We start from the raw sequence: 20,919 nt of genomic DNA, 5'->3' as shown, positions 1-20,919 counted from the left end.
CGTCATCTTTAGAGTTTTAATTTTAACAAATACTCAATATTGAATTGATGAGATTTGAATTATTAAAATATTCGTAAAAAGGAAATTCCGTTTTTTAACTTTTATAAAAAACTGTACTTTTGAAAAACCAAAATGAAAAGTAACAGCGAAAAATATCAATCTACAATGACAGCTCAATCCAGAGTTGCAATTGCTGCTACCACAATTTCTACTACAACAACTACTACCCCTTAGGGGTATACATTTTCACATATAAACCTGGGTTATCTATACTTTTTTCGTGAAAGAAGAAAGACATTGGATACATGAAAAACATTTACAAAGAAAAAAATAGTCGCAGTTTTCAGTTTCAGTTCACAGTTGATAACCTTTGAACCTTTGTTACTTAAAATCTTTGCACCTTATTAAAAAACATCAAAATGAAAGTATTAAAATTTGGCGGAACTTCGGTTGCCAATGCTCAAAATATAAAACTCGTTCTCGAAATTATAAACCAGAATTCTAAACAAGATAAATTAGTAGTTGTTGTTTCGGCTTTAAGCAAGGTCACCGATTTATTACAATCAGCAGCAGCGAAAGCAGCTGCAAACGATGAAACTTTCAGGGATATCGTTGCTGAAATCGAGAAAAAACACCTTGACACTTTAAAAGAATTAATTCCTGTAAGTGAACAAAGCAGCTTATTAAGTCACGTAAAAAGAATCATCAATCATCTGGAAACTTTATTAGACGGTTGCTTTTTATTAGGTGAATTATCACCAAGAACTGCAGATACTATTTTAAGTTTTGGAGAATTACTTTCGTCTTACATCATTGCACAGGCTTATCAGCAAATTGATAAAAATGTTACTTATAAAGACAGTCGCGAACTCATTAAAACCAACAATAACTTTGGTAAAGCGGTTGTAAATTTTGAAATTTCAAATAATTTGATTCAGGAATATTTTGCCGAAAATCAATCGAAAATCAATATTTTACCCGGATTTATCGCTCAGACTACTGACGGAATCACTACAACTTTGGGCCGTGGAGGTTCTGATTATACTGCCGCAATAATCGCCGGTGCACTTGAAGCAGAACAATTAGAAATCTGGACAGACGTCAACGGAATGTTTACTGCTAACCCTAAAATTGTAAAACAAGCACAGCCAATTGCAACAATTTCATACCAGGAAGCGATGGAATTATCTCATTTTGGTGCCAAAGTGCTGTATCCGCCAACAATTCAGCCTGTTTTAAGAAAAAACATTCCAATTCTTATCAAAAATACTTTTGAGCCGGAAGCCGAAGGAACTTTAATTTCCAGTCAGGTTTCCTCAAAAGATACGGTTGTAAAAGGAATCAGCCATATTGATAATATTTCGCTCGTAACTCTTGAAGGTCCGGGAATGATTGGAGTTGCAGGTTCATCAAGACGTTTGTTCGAAGTATTGTCCCAGGAAAAAATCAACGTTATTTTTATCACTCAGGCTTCTTCGGAGCATTCGATTTGTATCGGAATTTTAAATTCTGATGCTGAAAATGCCGAAGCTGCGATTAACAGAGCTTTTGAAGTTGAGATCTTACAAAACAAAATTGATCCTGCGATTGTAGAAAAAGACCTTTGCATTATTGCTTTGGTGGGTGAAAACATGAAGAATCACCAGGGTTTAAGCGGAAGAATGTTTAGTACTTTAGGAAAAAACAATGTAAATATCCGCGCCATTGCGCAAGGTGCATCTGAACGTAATATTTCGACTGTAATTAACGAAAGAGACGTTAAAAAAGCACTGAATACGCTACATGAAAACTTCTTTGAAGAAAATACCAAACAGCTGAATCTATTTGTAATGGGAGTTGGAAATGTGGGTGAAAAATTCATCGAACAAATTCACAATCAAAGAAAATTTTTAAAAGAAAATCTAAAAATCAATGTTCGTGTAATTGCTTTGTCGAACTCCAGAAAAATGCTTTTTGACGAAGACGGAATTTCTTTAAAAGACTGGCAATCGGCTTTAGACAAAGGCGATCATGCTATTCCAACAGAATTTATCGCACGCGCCAAAGAACTCAATTTACGTAACAGTATTTTTGTGGATATTACAGCAAATGCAAGCGTTTCTGAAACTTATGAAAAATTCTTAAAAGAAAGTATTGCGGTTGTAACCTGTAATAAAATTGCCTGTTCCTCTGCGTACGACAATTATAAAAAACTAAAAAGTTTATCCCGTCAATACAATGCTCCATTTTTGTTTGAGACTAATGTTGGCGCAGGATTACCCATTATCGACACGGTAAAAAACTTAATTGCTTCGGGCGATAAAGTGCATAAAATACAGGCCGTTTTATCAGGAAGTCTGAACTTCATTTTCAATAATTTTGATAAGAATAATTCTTTTCATGATGTTGTAAAAGAAGCCGGAGTTCAGGGTTTTACAGAACCGGACCCGAAAATTGATTTAAGCGGAATTGACGTGGCACGTAAAATCCTGATTCTTATTCGCGAAAGCGGTTATGAAATGGATATTGACGCCATTGTAAACGAATCATTCCTGCCTGCTGAATGTTTAGCGACAACAAACAACGAAGACTTTTTTGCTTCTTTAATTAAACATGCTCCTCATTTTGAAAAAATATATGAAGAAGCATTAAGTAAAGAGTCAAGATTGAAATATGTTGCGAAATTCGAAAACGGAAAAGCAAGCGTTGGATTACAATTCATCCCAAAAGATCATCCTTTCTATAACTTAGAAGGAAAAGACAATATCGTATTGTTCTACACAGATCGTTATGTAGATCAGCCGTTGTTAATCAAAGGTGCCGGAGCCGGAGCTGCGGTAACAGCATCAGGAATTTTTGCGGATGTAATTCGAATAGGAAACATTTAATAAGGTACAAAGGTACAGAGGCACAAAGGTTCAAAGGTTTTCACTTTGTCGCTTTGCCTCTCTGAACCTTTAAACCTAAATATAAAAATTGCGAGCAGCAAAGCCTTTGTTCCTTTGAACCTTTGCCGCTCTGAACCTTTAAAAAGATGGAAATAAAACTATTTTGCCCGGCCACAATCGCCAACCTCTCATGCGGATTTGATGTATTGGGACTTTGCTTAGACAATGCGGGTGATGAAATGATTGTTCGAAAAACAGAACAAAAAGGAATTCGCATTACTAAAATCGTAGGTGCTGATTTACCTTTAGAAACTGATAAAAATGTTTCGGGAGTTGCGGCAATTGCGATGTTGGAAGCTTACGAAAGAGATTTTGAAGTGATCAATTTTGGATTTGAAATCGAAATCTACAAACACATCAAAGCCGGAAGCGGAATTGGAAGCAGCGCTGCAAGTTCTGCCGGAGCCGTTTTCGGGATCAATGAATTATTAGGAATACCATATTCGCGCAAAGATTTGGTTCAATTTGCGATGCAAGGCGAAAAATTAGCCAGCGGAAATGCCCACGCTGATAACGTTGCCCCTGCTCTTTTGGGAGGTTTTACTTTGGTAAGAAGTTATGCTCCGCTTGATATTATCAGAATTGATAGTCCTGAGGAATTATTTGCAACGGTGGTTCACCCTCAAATTGAGTTGAAAACATCTGATGCCCGTTCGGTATTAAAACAAACCGTTTCCTTAAAAAGTGCGATTATGCAATGGGGAAATGTGGGCGGATTAATCGCAGGTTTATACACCAAAGATTATGATTTGATTGGAAGATCACTTCATGACGAAATCGTAGAACCTTTAAGAAGCGTTTTGATTCCGGGTTTTGATTTAATCAAACAAACGGCTCTTGAAAACGGTGCTTTAGGTTCCGGAATTTCAGGTTCTGGTCCGTCGATTTTTGCCTTAAGCAGAGGAAAAAATACCGCTGATAAAATTGCAAAAGCCATGAGCGATGTTTACGAAAAAATGAATTTACCGTATGAAATTCATGTTTCGAAAATTAATCCGGATGGAGTTAGGATTTTGTAAGCTGGGAAGAATTAAAAAATTAAAAATTTAGAATTAAAAATTATTCCCGCTGTTTGTCAGGCTGAGCGATCCCGAGGTTTCGGGAGAAGTTCGCGCAAAGTATGTCACACAAAGTATAACACACAGTCTGTCATTTCGACGGAGGAGAAATCTTCACGAGAAGCTCGACAAAGATTGGCGATTTAGTTTGCGGAGTTACTTGCGAAGATTTCTCCTTACGTCGAAATGACAAAAAATGCGCTTAATTAACTAGTAAAATAGAAAACAATATTTTAAAACCACAAAGCTTTGCGATCTTTGCGGTTAAATAAAAAACAACCATTAGAATTTAAAAAATTGAAAATTGATTACAGAAAAGTCTATCCTCTATCCTCTATTCTCTTTTTTCTAAAATTTAAAATCTAAAATCTAAAAATCTAAAATAAACCATGAAATACTATAGTTTAAACCATAATGCCCCGGAAGTTTCTTTTAAAGAAGCTGTGATACAAGGATTAGCGAGTGATAAAGGATTGTATTTTCCTCAAACTATTACGCCCTTAAATCCTGCATTTTTTAACGTAATCGAAAATTTAAGCCATAACGATATCGCATTTGATGTGATTCAGCAATTTGTGGGCGATGAAATTCCAGAAGAAAATTTAAGAGAAATTATCGCCGAAACTCTAAGCTTTGATTTTCCGGTGGTAGAAGTCGAAAAAGGGATCTATTCGTTAGAATTATTCCACGGACCAACAATGGCTTTTAAAGATGTTGGAGCGCGATTTATGTCTCGTTGTCTGGCGTATTTTAATAAAGATAAAAAAGACAGTAAAAATACCGTTTTGGTAGCGACTTCGGGAGATACTGGCGGAGCCGTTGCCAGCGGATTTCTTGGTGTTGACGGCGTTGATGTCGTGATTTTATATCCGTCACGAAAAGTGAGTGACATTCAGGAAAAACAATTGACGACTTTAGGAAAAAATATTAAAGCGCTAGAAGTTGATGGCGTTTTTGATGATTGCCAGGATATGGTAAAAAAAGCGTTTTTAGACGAGACTTTAGCGCACAAAAACCTGACTTCGGCAAATTCTATCAATATTGCGCGTTGGTTGCCACAAATGTTCTATTTTTTCTTTGCTTATAAAGCATTGAAAAGCCAAAACAAACCTTTAGTCTTCTCTTGCCCTAGCGGAAACTTCGGAAATATCTGTGCCGGAATCATGGCTAAGAAATTAGGTTTACCAATCGAACATTTTGTTGCATCTACAAACGTAAACGATACCGTACCAAGATTCTTAGAAAGCGGAAAATACGATCCTAAACCTTCTAAAGCCACAATCTCTAATGCTATGGATGTTGGAAACCCAAGTAACTTTATCAGAATTCAGGAATTATACAACAATGATTTAAAAGCTTTCGAAAAAGATTTCTCTTCTTATAGTTATACTGATGAAGAAACGCTTGTTGCCTTAAAAAACATCTACAAAGTCGACGGTTATATCGCAGAACCACACGGCGCAGTTGGTTATTTAGGTTTGAAAAAAGAACTCGAAAAACATGAAAACGCAATTGGAGTTTTCTTAGAAACAGCGCATCCTATTAAATTTCTGGATGTTGTTGAACCTGCTTTGGGAATTACACTTCCTATTCCGGAACAAATTGAAAGTGTTATTAATGAGGAGAAAGTGAGTGTCAAGATTAAGACTTATGAAGAGCTGAAAGCTTTTTTGGGATAGTTCAATTTATATCATAATAAACAAAACGATTGAAATAAATCTCGGTCGTTTTGTTGTCCCTACTGTATTCGATTTAATTACTCAACATAAAACTTAAAAAATTGACAAGAAAAAATAAATATATTTGAAAACAAGAAAACGAAATTAACTTTTACTAACGCAAACCTATTTAGAGTAACATTGTGATGAATTCGATAGAAGAACTTAAAAAAGAATTAGAAAGTAAAACTTTAACCGTTAAATGGAAAATACTTTCTGACATTGGTCCTAATTGGATTGGAAGTAGTCGAAACATAACTTTTTATTTAGACAAATTACCATTTGAAGGGAGCGACTTTTACAATTTTATGACGGATAAATTAGTAGAAGTAATAAAAATTCCTTCAACAAGTGAAGATCACGTAATAACAGGTTTTGGAGTTTTTATTTTGGAAGATTCTGATTTACTAATTCAGTATGAAACACAAGCTAATATACCATATGATGATAAATTTAATTTTGAAAACGGCATAAAAACTTTCATAACAAACATATAATCATTGTAATTTAGTAAATCGTATGATCAAAATAGATTTATGGAATGAGCTGAGAATAAATAAATCTTCGCTAAAAATAAAAATAGAGGATGGAGGTATTTTGTTTTCTATAAATGAAAATAACCACAAGCTATTTCTAAGTAAAATAATTGAGATTGCAGTTTATAAAAATGATCATATGTCTTTTGATACATTAATTCTAAGAATATCAACAGACAATGAGATTTACGAAGTTCCGTACGAAATTAAATATTCTGAGTACTTGAAAATTGACGAACATTTTGTTATTCCAAAATTTGATATTATATCGATAATTCCTGAGTTTAGAAATATTATTAATTTTCTTCAACGAAATCTGCAAGAGATGAGTTTTCATTGGCTAGACGAATTAAAAATTATAGACAATAATAATATTGTAATAAATTTTAAAAGATAAATAAAACTCTGTTCAACAAAGTCTTCCTTGTCAACAATCTTTAATCGCTGTGCGAAGTCTCCCGACTTCGTACCCGTCACAATGAGCAATGCAAACGGAATATAGCAATGTGTACGAAGTCGGGAGACTTCGCACAGCATTAGGCGATAACAGAGAGGTTACAAGCTTCCAAAATATAGCAATAAAACAAATTCTCAAATTGATGAATAAATATATTTTACTTCTACTACTTTCAATCTTGATTAATAGTTGCAAATCTGAATCAATTTTGACTGGTAGAAAATATCAAACCGACTCCATAAATGAAAACATTTATACATTTGATATGAAAAGTCATAATTATTCTAAAAAAATGGTTAGTGGAACAATTGGAAAAGGAAAATTCAAAACTTTCGTGTTAAGCTCCGAAAAAATCTTAATTGTTTGCAACGATATAATTTGGAAAAAAACTGACACTGATATTAAAGAAATGGATAAAACTGGTGATTCTGTTGTTGTAGGCGTGTTTGATGGATATAAAAATCTAGGATCGACAATTTTTGAAATAACTTCAAAAGAAAAAAAATTATTATTTCGAAAAACGTATGTAAACCAATTACAACAAACCGAAAGTGAAGGAGCTTTAATTAAAAAATAAATCCCTCGCTAATACGAGCTTACTTCTCTTTAACAAAAAAAAGAGACCCCCTGCTCTACGAAGTATTACGATCGCTGTGCGAAGTCTCCCGACTTCGTACCCGTACCAATCAGACACAAAGCAATTATACGCAATTGAAACGGAATATAGGAGCGGGTACGAAGTCGGGAGACTTCGCACAGCAAAGCGCGACGATACACCAGCAATTGAACATAAAGAAAAAGAAGCTGTCTCACAACTCGTGAAACAGCCTCTTTTTCTGTTTTTTACTCGGACTCCTGTCGGAGCGCATGTCTCAAATATTCTATTCTCAAGGACTTGTTTTAGTTTTGAGACTTCCTCTTTTTCTTTAATATATATTTAATAACGTTATTTCCCGTTCAATAACTTCTCTAAATATTCAACTTTATCTTTTTCAGCTTGCACCAAACGTTCGTAAAGTTCAACAACTTTATCTAAAGGATTAAAAGTGCAATTGCAATTGTAATCACCCGAAGTAATTGAACTATGATCTTGAAAAGTATTTCCAATAATATTAAAAACCGCTTCTTCAGAAAAATTTTTAATCGCTTCAACAGAAACCTCTAGAACTTTTGCTATCTCAATTAGTCTTTGTTCTTCTACAGTTTCGCTGTTTTCAATAGCCGAAATCGTCTGCTGGCTTAATCCTAAAGCATATGCCAGTGCTTCCTGTTTCATATCTTTAAGCTCTCTGATACGGCTTATATTTCTGCCGATATGTTTTGGTTTTATTGCTGTACTCATAATTCAAAGATATTTAAAAATCTTAAACGAAAATAAATTTAGGTAAAAAACAAGTCGTTTTTGTAAGATACGTATTTCATAATGTATACAAACTGTTGTTTACAAAAGCTTGCTATAATATTAAATCTAAAATAGTAAAAGCGAATTCGCCGGATTCGTTATCACGAAAACGCGGATTAATACTGATTTTTAATATATAAACCTCGTAAATCTGCTCCCGATAGCTATCGGGATTGCAAAAGCAAATCCGTTTTATCAGCGTTCTATTACGATCGGGACTTACTATTTTTTTTTATCTTTAAAAACTCAAATTCCAGTCAACTGTTTAGAACATCAAAATCCCAAATAATAACATACCCATACTTCTATGAAAAAAACTTTAATTTCATTCCTTTTAGTTGGATTTTTTACTTCATACGCTCAGGAGTCAAAACCAAAAGCCGCCGATAAACTGCCGGTTGCAAAAGAAGAAAGTTCTGCTGCTAACCTTACTTTCAATCCGGATTCTCAGGTTATCACAAATCACACCACCACAATAAAAGGACAAAAAATTCCTTATAAAGCCACAACCGGGACGATGCCTGTCTGGGACGAAGACGGAAAAGCAATTGCCGGATTATTCTATACGTATTATGAGCGTTCTGATGTAAAAGATCGGGATTCACGTCCTTTAGTTATTTCATTTAATGGTGGTCCGGGTTCTGCTTCGGTTTGGATGCAGATTGCTTATACAGGACCAAGTTTGTTAAATATTGATGATGAAGGATATCCTGTACAGCCTTACGGAATAAAAGAAAATCCTTATTCTATTTTAGATGTTGCTGATATCGTTTTTGTAAATCCTGTCAACACAGCTTATTCAAGACCTACAAGCAAAGAAATCCCTACTACAAAGTTCTTCGGCGTAAATGCCGACATTAAATACTTAGCCGATTGGATCAATGGTTTTGTAACCCGCTCTAATCGTTGGGCTTCGCCTAAATACCTGATAGGAGAAAGTTATGGCACAACCCGTGTTTCGGGATTAGCGCTTCAATTACAAAACAATCAATGGATGTATCTCAACGGAGTGATTCTGGTATCTCCTACTGATTTAGGGATAACCCGTGGCGTTGTTTCTGATGCTGCCCTTAAACTACCCTATTTTGCAGCTACTGCCTGGTATCACAAAATGCTTAGTCCTGATCTCCAAAACAAAGATTTAACTGCTATGTTACCCGAGGTTGAAGATTTTACCATCAACGAACTTCTTCCTGCATTAAGTAAAGGGGGATCTTTGGAAGAACAAAAAAGAAAAGAAATTGCTACTAAAATGGCACATTATTCTGGTATTTCTGAGAAAGTGATCCTGCAAAATAATTTAGATGTTCCGTATGATTATTTTTGGAAAGAACTGTTAAGAGATCAAGGTTATACAATAGGAAGACTTGATTCAAGATACAAAGGAATTGACCGTAAGGATTCTGGTGAAAGTCCGGATTTTAATGCCGAACTTACGTCTTGGCTGCATTCTTTTACACCTGCCATCAATATGTATGTTCGTAATAATCTTAATTACAAAACAGATTTTAAATACAATATGTTTGGTTCTGTATTTCCTTGGGACAGATCGAATGATAAAACAGGGGAAAACCTGAGACAAGCCATGGCTCAAAATCCATATTTACATGTAATGGTGCAATCCGGATATTATGACGGTGCCTGTGACTATTTTAATTCTAAATACAATTTATGGCAAATGGATACAAGCGGAAAACTAACCAATCGAATGTCATGGAAAGGTTACAGAAGCGGTCATATGATGTATTTGAGAAAAGCTGACTTAGAAGCTGCAAATGAAGACATCAGAACATTCATAAAGCAATCATTGCCTAAAGCCGGCGAACCTGCAAAATATTAAATCTAATTTCTAATTTTTAAAAAAGCTAATACAATACGAATAATCAAACTAAAAGCTACAACTCAAACTTGTAGCTTTTTTTTATTATCAAATTAAAGCTTTGCAATATTTAGTATTTTTATATTTTAAAACTAACCTTATCAGGGAGAAGCATCTTATTGGCATAAAAAAAATCAATTTTAAAAATTAAAATACTTATGGCGGTTTGGCAATATTTTTTAATGGTAGTTCCCGAGAATTCTATTGATAGCAATTATCAATGTATTTTTAAAAATAATAAAACGAAGTTTTTACCTGAAACAAAATCTTTTTGGAAAAATTTTGAAGGTGACATTCTTTCGATTATTGCTGAACTCGATCAAATTATAAAGAGAGCTGATTGGGGTGATGAAACTTGTATAAGTTGGAAAGGAAATGAAAATATTGAAGAAGATAATGATGCTTTCATTTGTTTGAATGATGATAAAACAAGAATTGAGGAATTTCATTTCCGCATTGATTTGAGAAAAGCATCAAATATTACAAATGTTCTCCAATCAATTTTAAATCTCTGCAAAAAAAATCACTTTGTTTTGATTGATTTAAAAGGACAAATCTTTAAACCCGAAATAGAATCTATTACGGAAAGTTTGAAAAGTTCAAATGCAATGAAATTCATTACTGACCCAATACATTTTTTTGAGAATTTAAAAAACAAAGAAAATTAATTTCCAATGAAAAAAGAACATAAAATCATACTTGATTTACTAGAAGTTTATTTGGAAAAAAATCAAAGCCAGAGATTTGGGCAAGCACTTTTTAATTTAGGAATCAATCAATTTCAAGAAACTACTGATCCGCGAAATCCGAATTATAATTTGAGAGATATTCATAACGACAGTGATTTAGATATTGTTGAAAGAATTAAAAATCAATTAATCTGGTTTGAATCCCAAAAAAATAAATAATTAAACCATAAAATTTTGGCTAAAGCCTTTATAACTATTTTATACTTTTGTTGCTCCGGCCCGCCGCGGCGGGGAGACCATTTAATGACATTACATAAAATATCGCATCTCATACCATGATTACAAAAGCAACATTACAAGACGTTCCTGCATTAACAACCTTAATCAACTCCGCCTACAGAGGAGAAACTTCTAAAAAAGGCTGGACAACCGAAGCTCATTTATTAGAAGGAAAAAGAACCACCGAAGAAGAGTTAGCCGCAATTATTTCAGACACTAAAAATACATTTCTGAAATATACCGAGAACGAACAAATTATTGGTTCGGTTTTGTTGGTAGAAAAAGGACATCAATTGTATGTAGGAATGCTAACCGTTTCTCCTGAATTACAAAATAGCGGTATTGGAAAAAAAATGTTAGCTGAAGCCGAAAATCATGCTAGATCTTTAGGATTGTCTACGCTTAGTATGACGGTTGTTTCGGTTCGTTCAGAACTTATTGCCTGGTACAAACGTCATGGTTATGTTGATACAGGCGAAAGAGAAGCTTTTCCTTCAAGTGATATTCATATTAATATTTCTGATAAGCCTTTGGAGTTTATCTTTTTAGAGAAAAGGCTTTGAGAGTTTAACCGCTAAGGACGCAAGGATTTACGCAATCCCGATAGCTATCGGGAGCTAAGCTTTTTATTACTTGACTTTTATAATCTCGCAAAATCGCTAAGCCGCAAAGTTTTTTTCACCGTATAAGTGATATAAGTTCCTTTACAAACAGGATTAAAGATGTATTTGGAAACTTGAAATCTTATTAAAATATTCAATAAATGAACATACGCTTTTTGCCTAAAAAAGATAGTACGGCTTCTATTTGGAGCGGCGGATTGACCTATGAATATATGATCTATCCGAAAACAGCAAACTATACTGTTCGGGATTTTGTATTCAGAATAAGCAGTGCTACAATAGAGCAAGAACCTTCAGTGTTTACCCAATTTAAGGGTTATCATCGCTATTTGGTTATGCTGGATAACGGCTTAGATATTGAGGTAAACAAAGAAAAAAAAAGATATGAGAAATATGAAATCATGGAATTTAATTCGGATGATGAAGTGATCTCTTATACAAAAGGCAATGATTTTAATTGGATGGTTTCTGAAAAAATAAGTCATCACAAACTGAAAATAGCCAGTAGTAATGAGAGTTACAATGCTCAAATAATCATTTTATTTTCTTTAGATACAACAGTTATTACAATTAATGAGAAGTTATACAATATAGAACCTTATGATTTATTAGTCATTGAAAATCCAGAAAAAGAAAATATAATGCTTCATTTTTCTAATGAATGCCTCTTTGGAATATTGGATTTTTAATTTGAAATTTTTCAGGTTTCAGGTTTCAGGTTTCAGGTTTAACCGCAAAGAACGCAAGGTTTTACGCAATGTTCGCTAAGTTTTTTTAATCGCGCAAAGACGCGAAGTCGCTAAGTTTTATTTTCTTTGCGACTTCGCGTCTTTGCGCGATTTTTTTAACTTAGAATCTTAGCACCTCTTTTTAATCTTGGATAAAAACTCATGCGAGACCCCTAGATAGGATGATAAATTCCTGTTATTGATTTTATCTACTTTGTGAGCATACTTTTCGATAAACTCCAGATATCGCTGTTTCGAGGTTTTGTTTAATACATCAATAAGTCTTTGTTGAATGGCGATGTTTGCTTTTTCGACCAAAAGAATGTGAAACTGAATTAACTTTGGTACTTGCTCAAATAAGATTGTTTTGTTCTTCTTGCTAATAACCAAAATCTCGCTGTCTTCGATTGCCTTGATGTTGTAAGTTGTAGGCTTTTGATGATAGAAACTTTCTAAGTCACACATCCATTCGTTTTCGAAGGAGAAGAAAATGACACTTTCGGTACCGTCGGCATTCAAAATGTAGGTTTTGAAAGCACCTTTTAAAATAAAGCCTTCGTAAGAACTGTTTGAATTCTGAATTTGTAGGTATTCATTTTTTTTGAGTTTAATAAACTCGACTTTTTCAACAACAAAATTCCATTCTTCATCTGTTAACGGAATTTTGCGTTCAATGCTTAATCGTAAGTTTTTATACATGTGGTTTTTACTTTTATTCTTACTCAGGGGCGTAAGTAGGTGAATGAATGAAAAATAATGTAATCGATTACGTAAAAATATACTTTTTTGTAATGGAACAGTTGTTAAAAATACAATTAATAGTAAATTATTTTCAAAACATTGAACTTGTTCAACTTTTTTCATACTAATTATAAGCAGATTTGCAGTATTAACTATTTAACCACACTTAATTTAATCAAAATTATTATGAAATTAAAATCAACATGGACAGTGTTAGCCTTAACACTTGTATTAGGATTTGCAAGCTGCAACTCCGATGAAATTGCTTCTAACCAAAGTAATGAAAATGCTATTATTGAAACCACTACACCAACTTCGGGTAGTTTGACAGCAAAAGTTGGAAATTGTGCTCAGGTTCCGGGCTGGGCTTCGCAAAACGGAAGTACAACCGGTGGCGGAACTTCTGCAGAAACAGTTGTTACAACTTACGCTCAATTAAAATCGGCTATTGAAAACAGTGCGGTAAAAGTGGTAAAAGTTAGTGGTACCATCACTATTACTACAAGATTGTCATTACAGGACCAAACCGGTAAAACCATTTATGGCGCCAGCGGTGCAAAATTGGTTTCGACTGACCAGACTAAAGATGGTTCCGGGATTATCAACATTAAAAGATGTAAGAATTTAATCATCAGAAATCTTATTTTCGAAGGTCCTGGTGCTTATGACACTGATGGTTGGGACAATGCTGTTTTGGACGATTGCCAAAATGTTTGGGTAGACCATTGCGAATTTAGAGATGGTGTAGACGGAAACTTTGATATCAAAAATAAGTCTGATTATATTTCAGTTACTTATTCTAAATTTCATTACCTGAAACCACCAAAAGCAGGAGGTTCAGGAGGTTCTGATGATCACAGGTATTCGAACTTAATTGGTTCAAGCGATGGGGCAACTGCTGATCGTGGAACACTGAGAATTACTTTTGCCCGTTGCTGGTGGGCTCCTGGATGCAGAGAAAGAATGCCAAGAGTTCGTTTTGGAAAAGTACATATTATCAACAGTTATTTCAATAGTACTGTAAGTAACAAATGTATTGCTGCTGGTTTTGAAGCTAATATCAGAGTAGAAAATAACGTTTTTGAAGGCGTTAAAACTCCTATTGACCTGATGACGGGTTATACAGCTGTTACAGCAGTTGGAAACGTATTTACAAGTACTACAGGAAACACTGCAGGAAGCAATACAGCTTTTACTCCTCCGTATTCTATTGTTACGCTTGCAGCTTCGGCTGTTAAAGCTGATGTTACTGGGGGTGCCGGAGCTGGTGCAACTTTAGGGGGTAATGTTTGTGGATCGTTTTAGTAAAATGAGTTAGTTTTTAGTTTTTTTTATAACCATATAAGTTATATAAGAAGATTGAAGTCATTGACTTTTGAATTCTTAAATTACTTATATGGTTGTTGTTTTTTAACTGGCGTTTCTTTTTGCCACGAAGACACAAAGACACGAAGTTTTTTAATCTCTCAAAGTCGCAGAGACGCAAAGTTTTATTTTCTTTGCGACTTCGAGACTTTGCGAGATTTTTTTAAACGATACGTTAGACGCATCTACAGAAAACCTTTGAACCTTTGTCACTTTGCACCTTTGTACCTTTCTCTAAAGCACTAATTCCTCAAACAATCTCTGAATCGTTTTTTCTAAATCCTGAGACAATCCTGTATGGGGTCTTGAGGTTTGAATGGCTGAACTGCGAATTGCTGTAAGCCAGCGAAAACGTTCCGGAATATCCATTGCTCCAATTGGGCCGCCATCTTTGGCTCCATTCACGATTTTTTCTAATGCGGTTATGTTGCAATGCAATTGTTCGATATCAAAATCGTTTGACAAGGCTTCGACTTTTGCATCGTTTATGTGGTGTAATACTTTTATAAACTTGGCTCTTTTGCAAAACAAAATGATTCCGATATTCAGGAATTCTTCGCGCTCTACTCTTGGTACCACGCGAATTACGGCATATTCATATAAGTGACTATCTTGCATTTTGCGCTTGGTTTACAAAGATTTCGGAATTCTTTAATCGGGTTTGCAGGAACTGTAAGTATACATTTCGCAAGGCTTCCGGAGTTTCATCAGTATCTTCCCATTGCAGCCATTCTTGCGGAATTGTGTTTACAATATCTTCGAGAATTTCCGGTGTTAAAAGCGCTTTATATTCAGCATCGACTTCTTTTAAAAGTGAGGCTTGTGGCAATAAAACGTGATCTTTTATCAATGCAAACGGACTTTTGGCATGCTGTTCCCAATTGTTCCAGGAATGATGGAAATACAAACAGGCACCATGATCAATAAGCCATAATTCTTTATGCCAAATCAACATATTGGTGTTCCTGAACGTACGATCTACATTGGTGATGTAAGCGTCAAGCCAAACTATCTGAGAGGCCAGTTTTGCATCTACAGTGGTTACAACAGGATCGAAAGTAATGGCTCCTGATAAAAAGTGAAGCGCTAAATTTAGTCCCTGGCTTCCTTGCAGTAAATCCTGAATTTCTTCGTCGCCTTCGCTTCGTCCAAAGGCTTCGTCGAGATTGGCAAAAACCAATTCCGGGAGTTGCAATTTTAGAGCTTTGGCTATTTGTCCGCCCACTAATTCAGCTATTAGGGCTTTTACGCCATGACCGGCTCCTCTGAATTTTAGGACGTATTTAAAATCGTCGTCGGCTTCTGCCAAAGCGGGCAAAGATCCGCCTTCCCGTAAAGGTGTTATATAACGTGTAACGTTTACCGTTCTGAGATCGAAATTGTTTTTCATAAATACAAACTTACGATATTGTTTATTTAACCGCAAAGTTCGCAAAGTTTTACGCAAAGGACGCTAAGAATGATTTTTAAGTTGCTTTTTTAATTACGCGAAGTTTAGTAGTATAAAGGGATTGTAAAAAGTACGCGGATGAAACGGATTCGCTAAAGTGAAGACGCAGATTAACGCGGATTTTTTATTCTTTGTTTAAGATTTTTATTTCGACAATAAGAACAAAAACTTTGCTCCCGATAGCTATCGGAATTGCGTAAAACCTTAGCGCTCTTTGCGGTTAAATTATGATCCAACAAAACCTGAAACTTGAAACCTGAAACTCAAGAAACTTTCTCTATCTCCAAAAACGCCTTTCCTAAATGCTCAATAATATCCGATGCTATAAACGATTGATAGCCTGTTTTTGGCAATGCAATATCAGCGGTTAATCCGTGGAGGAAGACAGCTAGTTTTGCAGCGTATTTGGGTTCATAGCCTTGTGCCAGGAAACTTGTAATGATTCCGGTTAAGGTGTCGCCACTTCCTGCTGTGGCCAGTGCTGCATTTCCGGTGGTATTTTCGTAGATTTCGCTTTTATTAATAATATAGGTTGGCGCACCTTTCATAACAATAATCACTTTGTATTTTTCAGAAAAAGCAGTGGTTTTCTGAAACTTTTCCGATTCTGAATTCCATTTGCCTATTAAGCGTTCGAGTTCTTTGGGATGAGGTGTCAGAATGGTATTTTCAGGAACTAACTCCAGCCAGGATTGGTTTTCTGATAAGATATTTAAGGCGTCTGCATCCAGAACTAATGGTACTTTATTGATTCTTAAAAATTCGAATAATGCTTTTTGTGTGCCTAACTCCTTCCCTATTCCGGGACCAATTCCGATTGCTTGTGGTTGTATGGGGAAATGAATATTGGTGATAAAATTGGTATTTTCATCGGTAACAACCATAACTTCCGGAATCGAGATTTGCAGGATTTGATAACCGCATTTTGGAGTAAAAGTCGTTACGAGTCCGCAACCTGATTTTAAACAGGATTTTGAAGCCAGAACAGCCGCTCCTATTTTGCCATAACTTCCGGCAATAATCACAGCATGTCCCTGAAGTCCTTTGTGTGTATGAGGATTTACGGGTTTGTAGAATTTCAGAATTTCTTCTTTGGTGATTAAAAGTGGCTCTTTCATTTTGGTTTATTTATCTAATCCTTGTAATTTTTAATCAATTTTTGGATTCAGGTTAGTACTTAATTTTGACGCGGATTTAACGGATTTACTTCGTAAAAACGCGGAGAAAAACAGATTTTTTAATTTGCTGCTGCAATGTTCTCCCTTAATTTTAGCAACAATAAAAAATAAGGTTATTAAAGTTACATAAAAAAATGATGGGGAAAGTGTTTCTTGTTTACTGAATCTCCTAGCCCAGATTGCAGTGGAAAGCCCGGAGTAAAAAAAGCAAAAGTTTCTTGTTCTAAAAAAGCGACCAACGGAAGCTCTTTTTGGAACATTAGAAACTTTGCTTTTTTTATGTCCCGATAGCTATCGGGATGTAACGGAAAGCTGGAATTGCTCCTAATCATTGCGAAATTTATAATTTAGACTATCATTTTTAGATTTTTTTTGAATAAATTTGCGACTCAATTTTATAAAACAACACAATGAAAAATACTGCGCTTACGCACATACATGAGAGTTTGGGAGCGAAAATGCTACCGTTTGCTGGTTATAATATGCCTATTACATACGAGGGCGTAAATGCTGAACACGAGACGGTTCGTAATAGTGTAGGCGTTTTTGACGTTTCGCATATGGGGGAATTTTTGTTGACTGGTCCAAATGCTTTGGCTTTGATTCAGAAAGTGACTTCTAACGATGCTTCGACTTTGACTATTGGAAGAGCACAATATTCTTGTTTACCAAACAATGATGGCGGAATCGTGGATGATTTGATTGTGTATAAAATGAAGGATGAAGAGTATTTACTGGTTGTAAATGCTTCGAATATTGAAAAAGACTGGAACTGGATTTCATCGCACAATGATTTGGGTGTTGAAATGAAAAACCTTTCGGATGATTATTCTTTATTGGCCATTCAGGGACCAAAAGCGGTTGAGGCTATGCAACCTTTATCTTCTTTAGATTTGGCTGCGATTCCTTATTATCATTTTGAAGTGGGAGATTTTGCCGGTTTTAATGATGTAATTATATCTGCAACTGGTTATACAGGTTCTGGCGGATTTGAAATTTACTGTAAAAATGCTGATGCTGAAGCGATCTGGAATAAAGTTTTTGAAGCTGGTGCAGCTTTTGGTATTAAACCTATTGGTCTTGCTGCCCGTGATACTTTACGTCTTGAAATGGGTTTCTGTTTGTACGGAAACGATATTAACGATACCACTTCTCCGCTAGAAGCAGGATTGGGATGGATTACTAAATTCAATAAAGATTTTACCAATTCTGAAAGTTTGAAAAAACAAAAAGAAGCTGGTGTTACTAAAAAATTAGTGGCTTTTGAAATGCAGGAACGTGCGGTGCCAAGACACGATTATGAAATTGTTGATGCAACAGGCGAAGTTATTGGTATTGTAACGTCTGGAACGATGTCTCCTTCTATGAATAAAGGTATTGGTTTGGGATATGTTACAGTAAATAATAGTGCTGTTGACAGTGCTATTTTTATCAGAATCAGAAAAAATGATGTTCCGGCTAAAGTGGTTAAATTACCGTTTTATAAGAAATAGTTTTTTATCTATATAAAGATTTTCAAACATGCATCGCTAAAAGTGGTGCATGTTTTTTTTTCGCCACGAATTCACGAATTTTATTTAACCTTATCTAATAATTCGTGAATTCGTGGCGAAAGTTTTACCAAAATAATTCCTTTTCATGTAAGAAATTTTAGAGAAATTGTAACTTTTTATCAAAAAATAAAGTGTAATTTTAATCTAAACGATGATTTTTGATTTATGAAAAAGCTTTCCCTGTTATTTTTACTGACTACCAGTGTTCTATTTAGTCAAAATAGTACCAACACCTGCGAAATAGTAAATAAAATAAATGCCCTTATTCAAGCAGAACATATTAGACCAAAACCAGTAGATGATAGTTTATCTATTTTTGTTTTTGATAATCTGATCAACGAGCTCGATCCTTCCAGAAATATATTTTACAAGTCAGAATACGAAGAAATGTCGGACAAATACCGAACGAATTTAGACGATTTAATTCTTAGCGATGATTGTAGTTTCTTGGACGACATGACCTCTAAATACAAAAATGGTCTTTTGAGAACCAAGGCTGTTCTCGAAAAAATCCAAAAAGAACCTATTGATTATGGTAAAAAAGATACGATTCGGTTTTATAAAAAATCATTCCCTTTTTATCTGAAAAAAGAAGATTTAGAAAAGGTTTGGCTCAAAAAAATCCGTTATCAGATTTTAGACGAAATGGCTGAAACAAGTGATAATCTAGACTCTCTTACAGCTAATTTTAAGTCAATTGAATTAAAATCAAAAAACGTAATCGTCTCTAATGAAATATGCCGCATCAATACGCTTTTAGAAACCAACACCAGACAGGAGGAAAAATTCTACAACTACTTTTGTACTTATTTTGATCCCCATACTGCTTATTTTAGCGATGATTCTAAAACAAGTTTTGTTGCCTCATTATCAAAAGAACACTTGTCTTTGGGAATGACAGTAAATTTGAATGAAAAAAATGAAATTATTATATCTGAACTAGATCCGAATGGTCCTGCGTATGAAACCGGGCAAATTAAAAAAGGGGATCAGATTGTTTCGATATCCAACCAAAAAGAAATACTACAGGTTTCCTGCGCTTCATTAGAATCTATTTCGACTATGATCTTATCTGAATCGAATAAAAGTATAACCCTGACGCTGAAACGAAATTCAGGAAAAAGCTTTGATGTTTATATCGAAAAGCAAGTGATGAAGGATGAAGAGAATTCTGTTTTTAGTTTTATTATTGGAAAAGACAGCAAGGTTGGATACATTAAAATTCCTAGTTTCTATGCCGATCTAGATGGAAACACCAGAAAAGGTTGTGCCGATGATGTGGCTCGCGAGGTCATAAAACTCGAAAGAGATAATATAAAAGGACTCGTAATTGATTTGATCGATAATGGTGGCGGATCAATGGAAGAAGCCATAAAATTAGCCGGAATGTTTATTGATTACGGGCCTCTTTCGATTGTGGTCGACAATAAGCAAGTTCAATCTGTTATCAACGATCCTTATAAAGGTTTAATTTACAAAGGTCCGATTGTGATTTTGGTGAATAGCAATACAGCCTCTGCAAGTGAATTCTTCTCTTCTATATTACAGGATTATAATCGTGCCTTATTACTGGGGAGCACCACACTTGGAAAAGCAACTATGCAAACTATTCTTTCGCTTGACGAAAGTAAGAACACTGACTTTCTAAAAATTACCATTAATAAATTTTATAGAGTTACCGGCAAAAGCCATCAATATGTTGGAGTAAAACCGGACGTTATTCTTCCTGAATTTTATGAAGGTGTTTATCAAAAAGAAAGTGATTTTCCTACTGCGATCAAAAATGATAGTATTGAGCCGTTTCTAAAATTTAAGCCTTACGTAAAGAGAGCCCTGATCGATAAACTGGCAAAAAATAGTAGTACAAGGCTGGCTGATAATTACTTCTTTAATAATATCAAAAAAATCAATCTAAAAATTGATCAAATCGTCAATACGCCAAAAGCAGAAATTCCGATGACTTTGGATGCTGTTTTTCAACAGAAAAAAATGGTAAACTCTCTCTGGACAGAAATTAATACATTTAATGATGAAAACAACCCTTTAGACGTTTATAATTCAACCGTAAATCAGTTTTTATTAGGTGCATATCCAAATGAAAAAACGATAAATCAATACCAGATTGATAATCTTAAAACAAATCCTTACCTGAATGAAGCGGTGAATGTTATTAATGAATTTAATGCAATGAAGTAGTGATTTTCGTTTCAAGTTTCAGGTTTTGAAATGGGAATAAAAAAATTTAACCGCAAAGTGCGCAAAGTTTTTTTATCTGTAATATGTATACAAACACAAAGCTCGCAAAGCTATGTCTAGATAAAGCTTTGCGAACTTTG

19 protein-coding genes are annotated in these 20,919 nt (G+C 34.7%); 14 read left to right on the top strand and 5 right to left on the bottom strand.

The features are described from left to right. Positions 1 to 419: 419 nt before the first annotated feature. The 6 genes from thrA to ACQY44_RS02995 all read left to right on the top strand — a co-directional run bounded on the left by thrA (position 420) and on the right by ACQY44_RS02995 (position 7,273). Positions 420 to 2,867, top strand: a complete 2,448-nt coding sequence (gene thrA / locus ACQY44_RS03020) for a bifunctional aspartate kinase/homoserine dehydrogenase I (RefSeq protein ID WP_428228947.1) — start codon at positions 420 to 422, stop codon at positions 2,865 to 2,867. A 146-nt stretch (positions 2,868 to 3,013) separates the two neighbouring features. Further along, positions 3,014 to 3,946: a homoserine kinase gene (locus ACQY44_RS03015; protein ID WP_428228946.1), complete on the top strand. Its 933-nt coding sequence runs from the start codon at positions 3,014 to 3,016 to the stop codon at positions 3,944 to 3,946. Between the two features lie 428 nt (positions 3,947 to 4,374). Then, positions 4,375 to 5,664, top strand: coding sequence for a threonine synthase (thrC, locus tag ACQY44_RS03010; RefSeq protein ID WP_428228945.1), 1,290 nt, complete (start codon positions 4,375 to 4,377; stop codon positions 5,662 to 5,664). Between the two features lie 185 nt (positions 5,665 to 5,849). Continuing rightward, positions 5,850 to 6,200, top strand: coding sequence for a hypothetical protein (locus tag ACQY44_RS03005; RefSeq protein ID WP_428228944.1), 351 nt, complete (start codon positions 5,850 to 5,852; stop codon positions 6,198 to 6,200). A 22-nt stretch (positions 6,201 to 6,222) separates the two neighbouring features. Beyond that, positions 6,223 to 6,636, top strand: a complete 414-nt coding sequence (locus ACQY44_RS03000; RefSeq protein ID WP_428228943.1) for a hypothetical protein — start codon at positions 6,223 to 6,225, stop codon at positions 6,634 to 6,636. An 88-nt stretch (positions 6,637 to 6,724) separates the two neighbouring features. Beyond that, the gene (locus ACQY44_RS02995; RefSeq protein ID WP_428228942.1) at positions 6,725 to 7,273 is read left to right on the top strand and encodes a hypothetical protein; all 549 of its coding nucleotides are present in this window, start codon (positions 6,725 to 6,727) and stop codon (positions 7,271 to 7,273) included. A 369-nt stretch (positions 7,274 to 7,642) separates the two neighbouring features. On the opposite strand, the gene ACQY44_RS02990 is transcribed toward ACQY44_RS02995, so the two are convergent. After that, positions 7,643 to 8,038, bottom strand: coding sequence for a helix-turn-helix domain-containing protein (locus ACQY44_RS02990; RefSeq protein WP_131425484.1), 396 nt, complete (start codon positions 8,036 to 8,038; stop codon positions 7,643 to 7,645). A gap of 367 nt (positions 8,039 to 8,405) precedes the next feature. Here ACQY44_RS02990 and ACQY44_RS02985 point away from each other — a divergent pair, with 367 nt between their 5' ends. The 5 genes from ACQY44_RS02985 to ACQY44_RS02965 all read left to right on the top strand — a co-directional run bounded on the left by ACQY44_RS02985 (position 8,406) and on the right by ACQY44_RS02965 (position 12,257). Next, positions 8,406 to 9,938, top strand: a complete 1,533-nt coding sequence (locus ACQY44_RS02985) for a S10 family peptidase (RefSeq protein ID WP_428228941.1) — start codon at positions 8,406 to 8,408, stop codon at positions 9,936 to 9,938. 197 nt (positions 9,939 to 10,135) lie between these two features. Beyond that, positions 10,136 to 10,645: a hypothetical protein gene (locus tag ACQY44_RS02980; RefSeq protein WP_428228940.1), complete on the top strand. Its 510-nt coding sequence runs from the start codon at positions 10,136 to 10,138 to the stop codon at positions 10,643 to 10,645. 6 nt (positions 10,646 to 10,651) lie between these two features. Beyond that, a complete protein-coding gene (locus ACQY44_RS02975) occupies positions 10,652 to 10,885 on the top strand; it encodes a hypothetical protein (protein ID WP_428228939.1) in 234 nt (77 codons plus the stop codon). Between the two features lie 116 nt (positions 10,886 to 11,001). Beyond that, positions 11,002 to 11,508, top strand: a complete 507-nt coding sequence (locus ACQY44_RS02970; protein ID WP_428228938.1) for a GNAT family N-acetyltransferase — start codon at positions 11,002 to 11,004, stop codon at positions 11,506 to 11,508. Positions 11,509 to 11,708: 200 nt separating this feature from the next. Continuing rightward, positions 11,709 to 12,257, top strand: a complete 549-nt coding sequence (locus tag ACQY44_RS02965) for a HutD family protein (protein ID WP_428228937.1) — start codon at positions 11,709 to 11,711, stop codon at positions 12,255 to 12,257. A 168-nt stretch (positions 12,258 to 12,425) separates the two neighbouring features. On the opposite strand, the gene ACQY44_RS02960 is transcribed toward ACQY44_RS02965, so the two are convergent. After that, positions 12,426 to 12,995, bottom strand: a complete 570-nt coding sequence (locus ACQY44_RS02960; protein WP_428228936.1) for a Crp/Fnr family transcriptional regulator — start codon at positions 12,993 to 12,995, stop codon at positions 12,426 to 12,428. Positions 12,996 to 13,223: 228 nt separating this feature from the next. Between ACQY44_RS02960 and ACQY44_RS02955 the strand changes: the two genes are divergently transcribed. Then, entirely contained in the window at positions 13,224 to 14,342 is a 1,119-nt protein-coding gene (locus ACQY44_RS02955) for a pectate lyase family protein (protein WP_428228935.1), read from the top strand. A gap of 294 nt (positions 14,343 to 14,636) precedes the next feature. Here ACQY44_RS02955 and ACQY44_RS02950 read toward each other — a convergent pair whose 3' ends face one another. The 3 genes from ACQY44_RS02950 to ACQY44_RS02940 form a co-directional block, all read right to left on the bottom strand. Continuing rightward, positions 14,637 to 15,020 (bottom strand): DUF3037 domain-containing protein, encoded by a 384-nt coding sequence (locus tag ACQY44_RS02950; RefSeq protein ID WP_428228934.1) that lies wholly within the window; start codon positions 15,018 to 15,020, stop codon positions 14,637 to 14,639. Beyond that, complete coding sequence (locus tag ACQY44_RS02945; RefSeq protein WP_428228933.1) at positions 15,010 to 15,792, bottom strand: HipA family kinase; 783 nt, start codon at positions 15,790 to 15,792, stop codon at positions 15,010 to 15,012. Before ACQY44_RS02945 ends, ACQY44_RS02950 begins: the two co-directional genes overlap by 11 nt. Before the next feature lie 323 nt (positions 15,793 to 16,115). Next, positions 16,116 to 16,970, bottom strand: coding sequence for an NAD(P)H-hydrate dehydratase (locus ACQY44_RS02940; RefSeq protein WP_428228932.1), 855 nt, complete (start codon positions 16,968 to 16,970; stop codon positions 16,116 to 16,118). 470 nt (positions 16,971 to 17,440) lie between these two features. On the opposite strand from ACQY44_RS02940, the gene gcvT reads away from it, so the two are divergent. Continuing rightward, positions 17,441 to 18,523: a glycine cleavage system aminomethyltransferase GcvT gene (gene gcvT, locus ACQY44_RS02935; RefSeq protein WP_428228931.1), complete on the top strand. Its 1,083-nt coding sequence runs from the start codon at positions 17,441 to 17,443 to the stop codon at positions 18,521 to 18,523. 225 nt (positions 18,524 to 18,748) lie between these two features. Continuing rightward, entirely contained in the window at positions 18,749 to 20,779 is a 2,031-nt protein-coding gene (locus ACQY44_RS02930) for a S41 family peptidase (protein ID WP_428228930.1), read from the top strand. Positions 20,780 to 20,919 lie beyond the last annotated feature (140 nt).

The sequence above is a fragment of the Flavobacterium sp. genome (assembly GCF_965277525.1).
Lineage (GTDB): Bacteria > Bacteroidota > Bacteroidia > Flavobacteriales > Flavobacteriaceae > Flavobacterium.
This window is presented reverse-complemented; position numbering and strand designations above follow the sequence as displayed.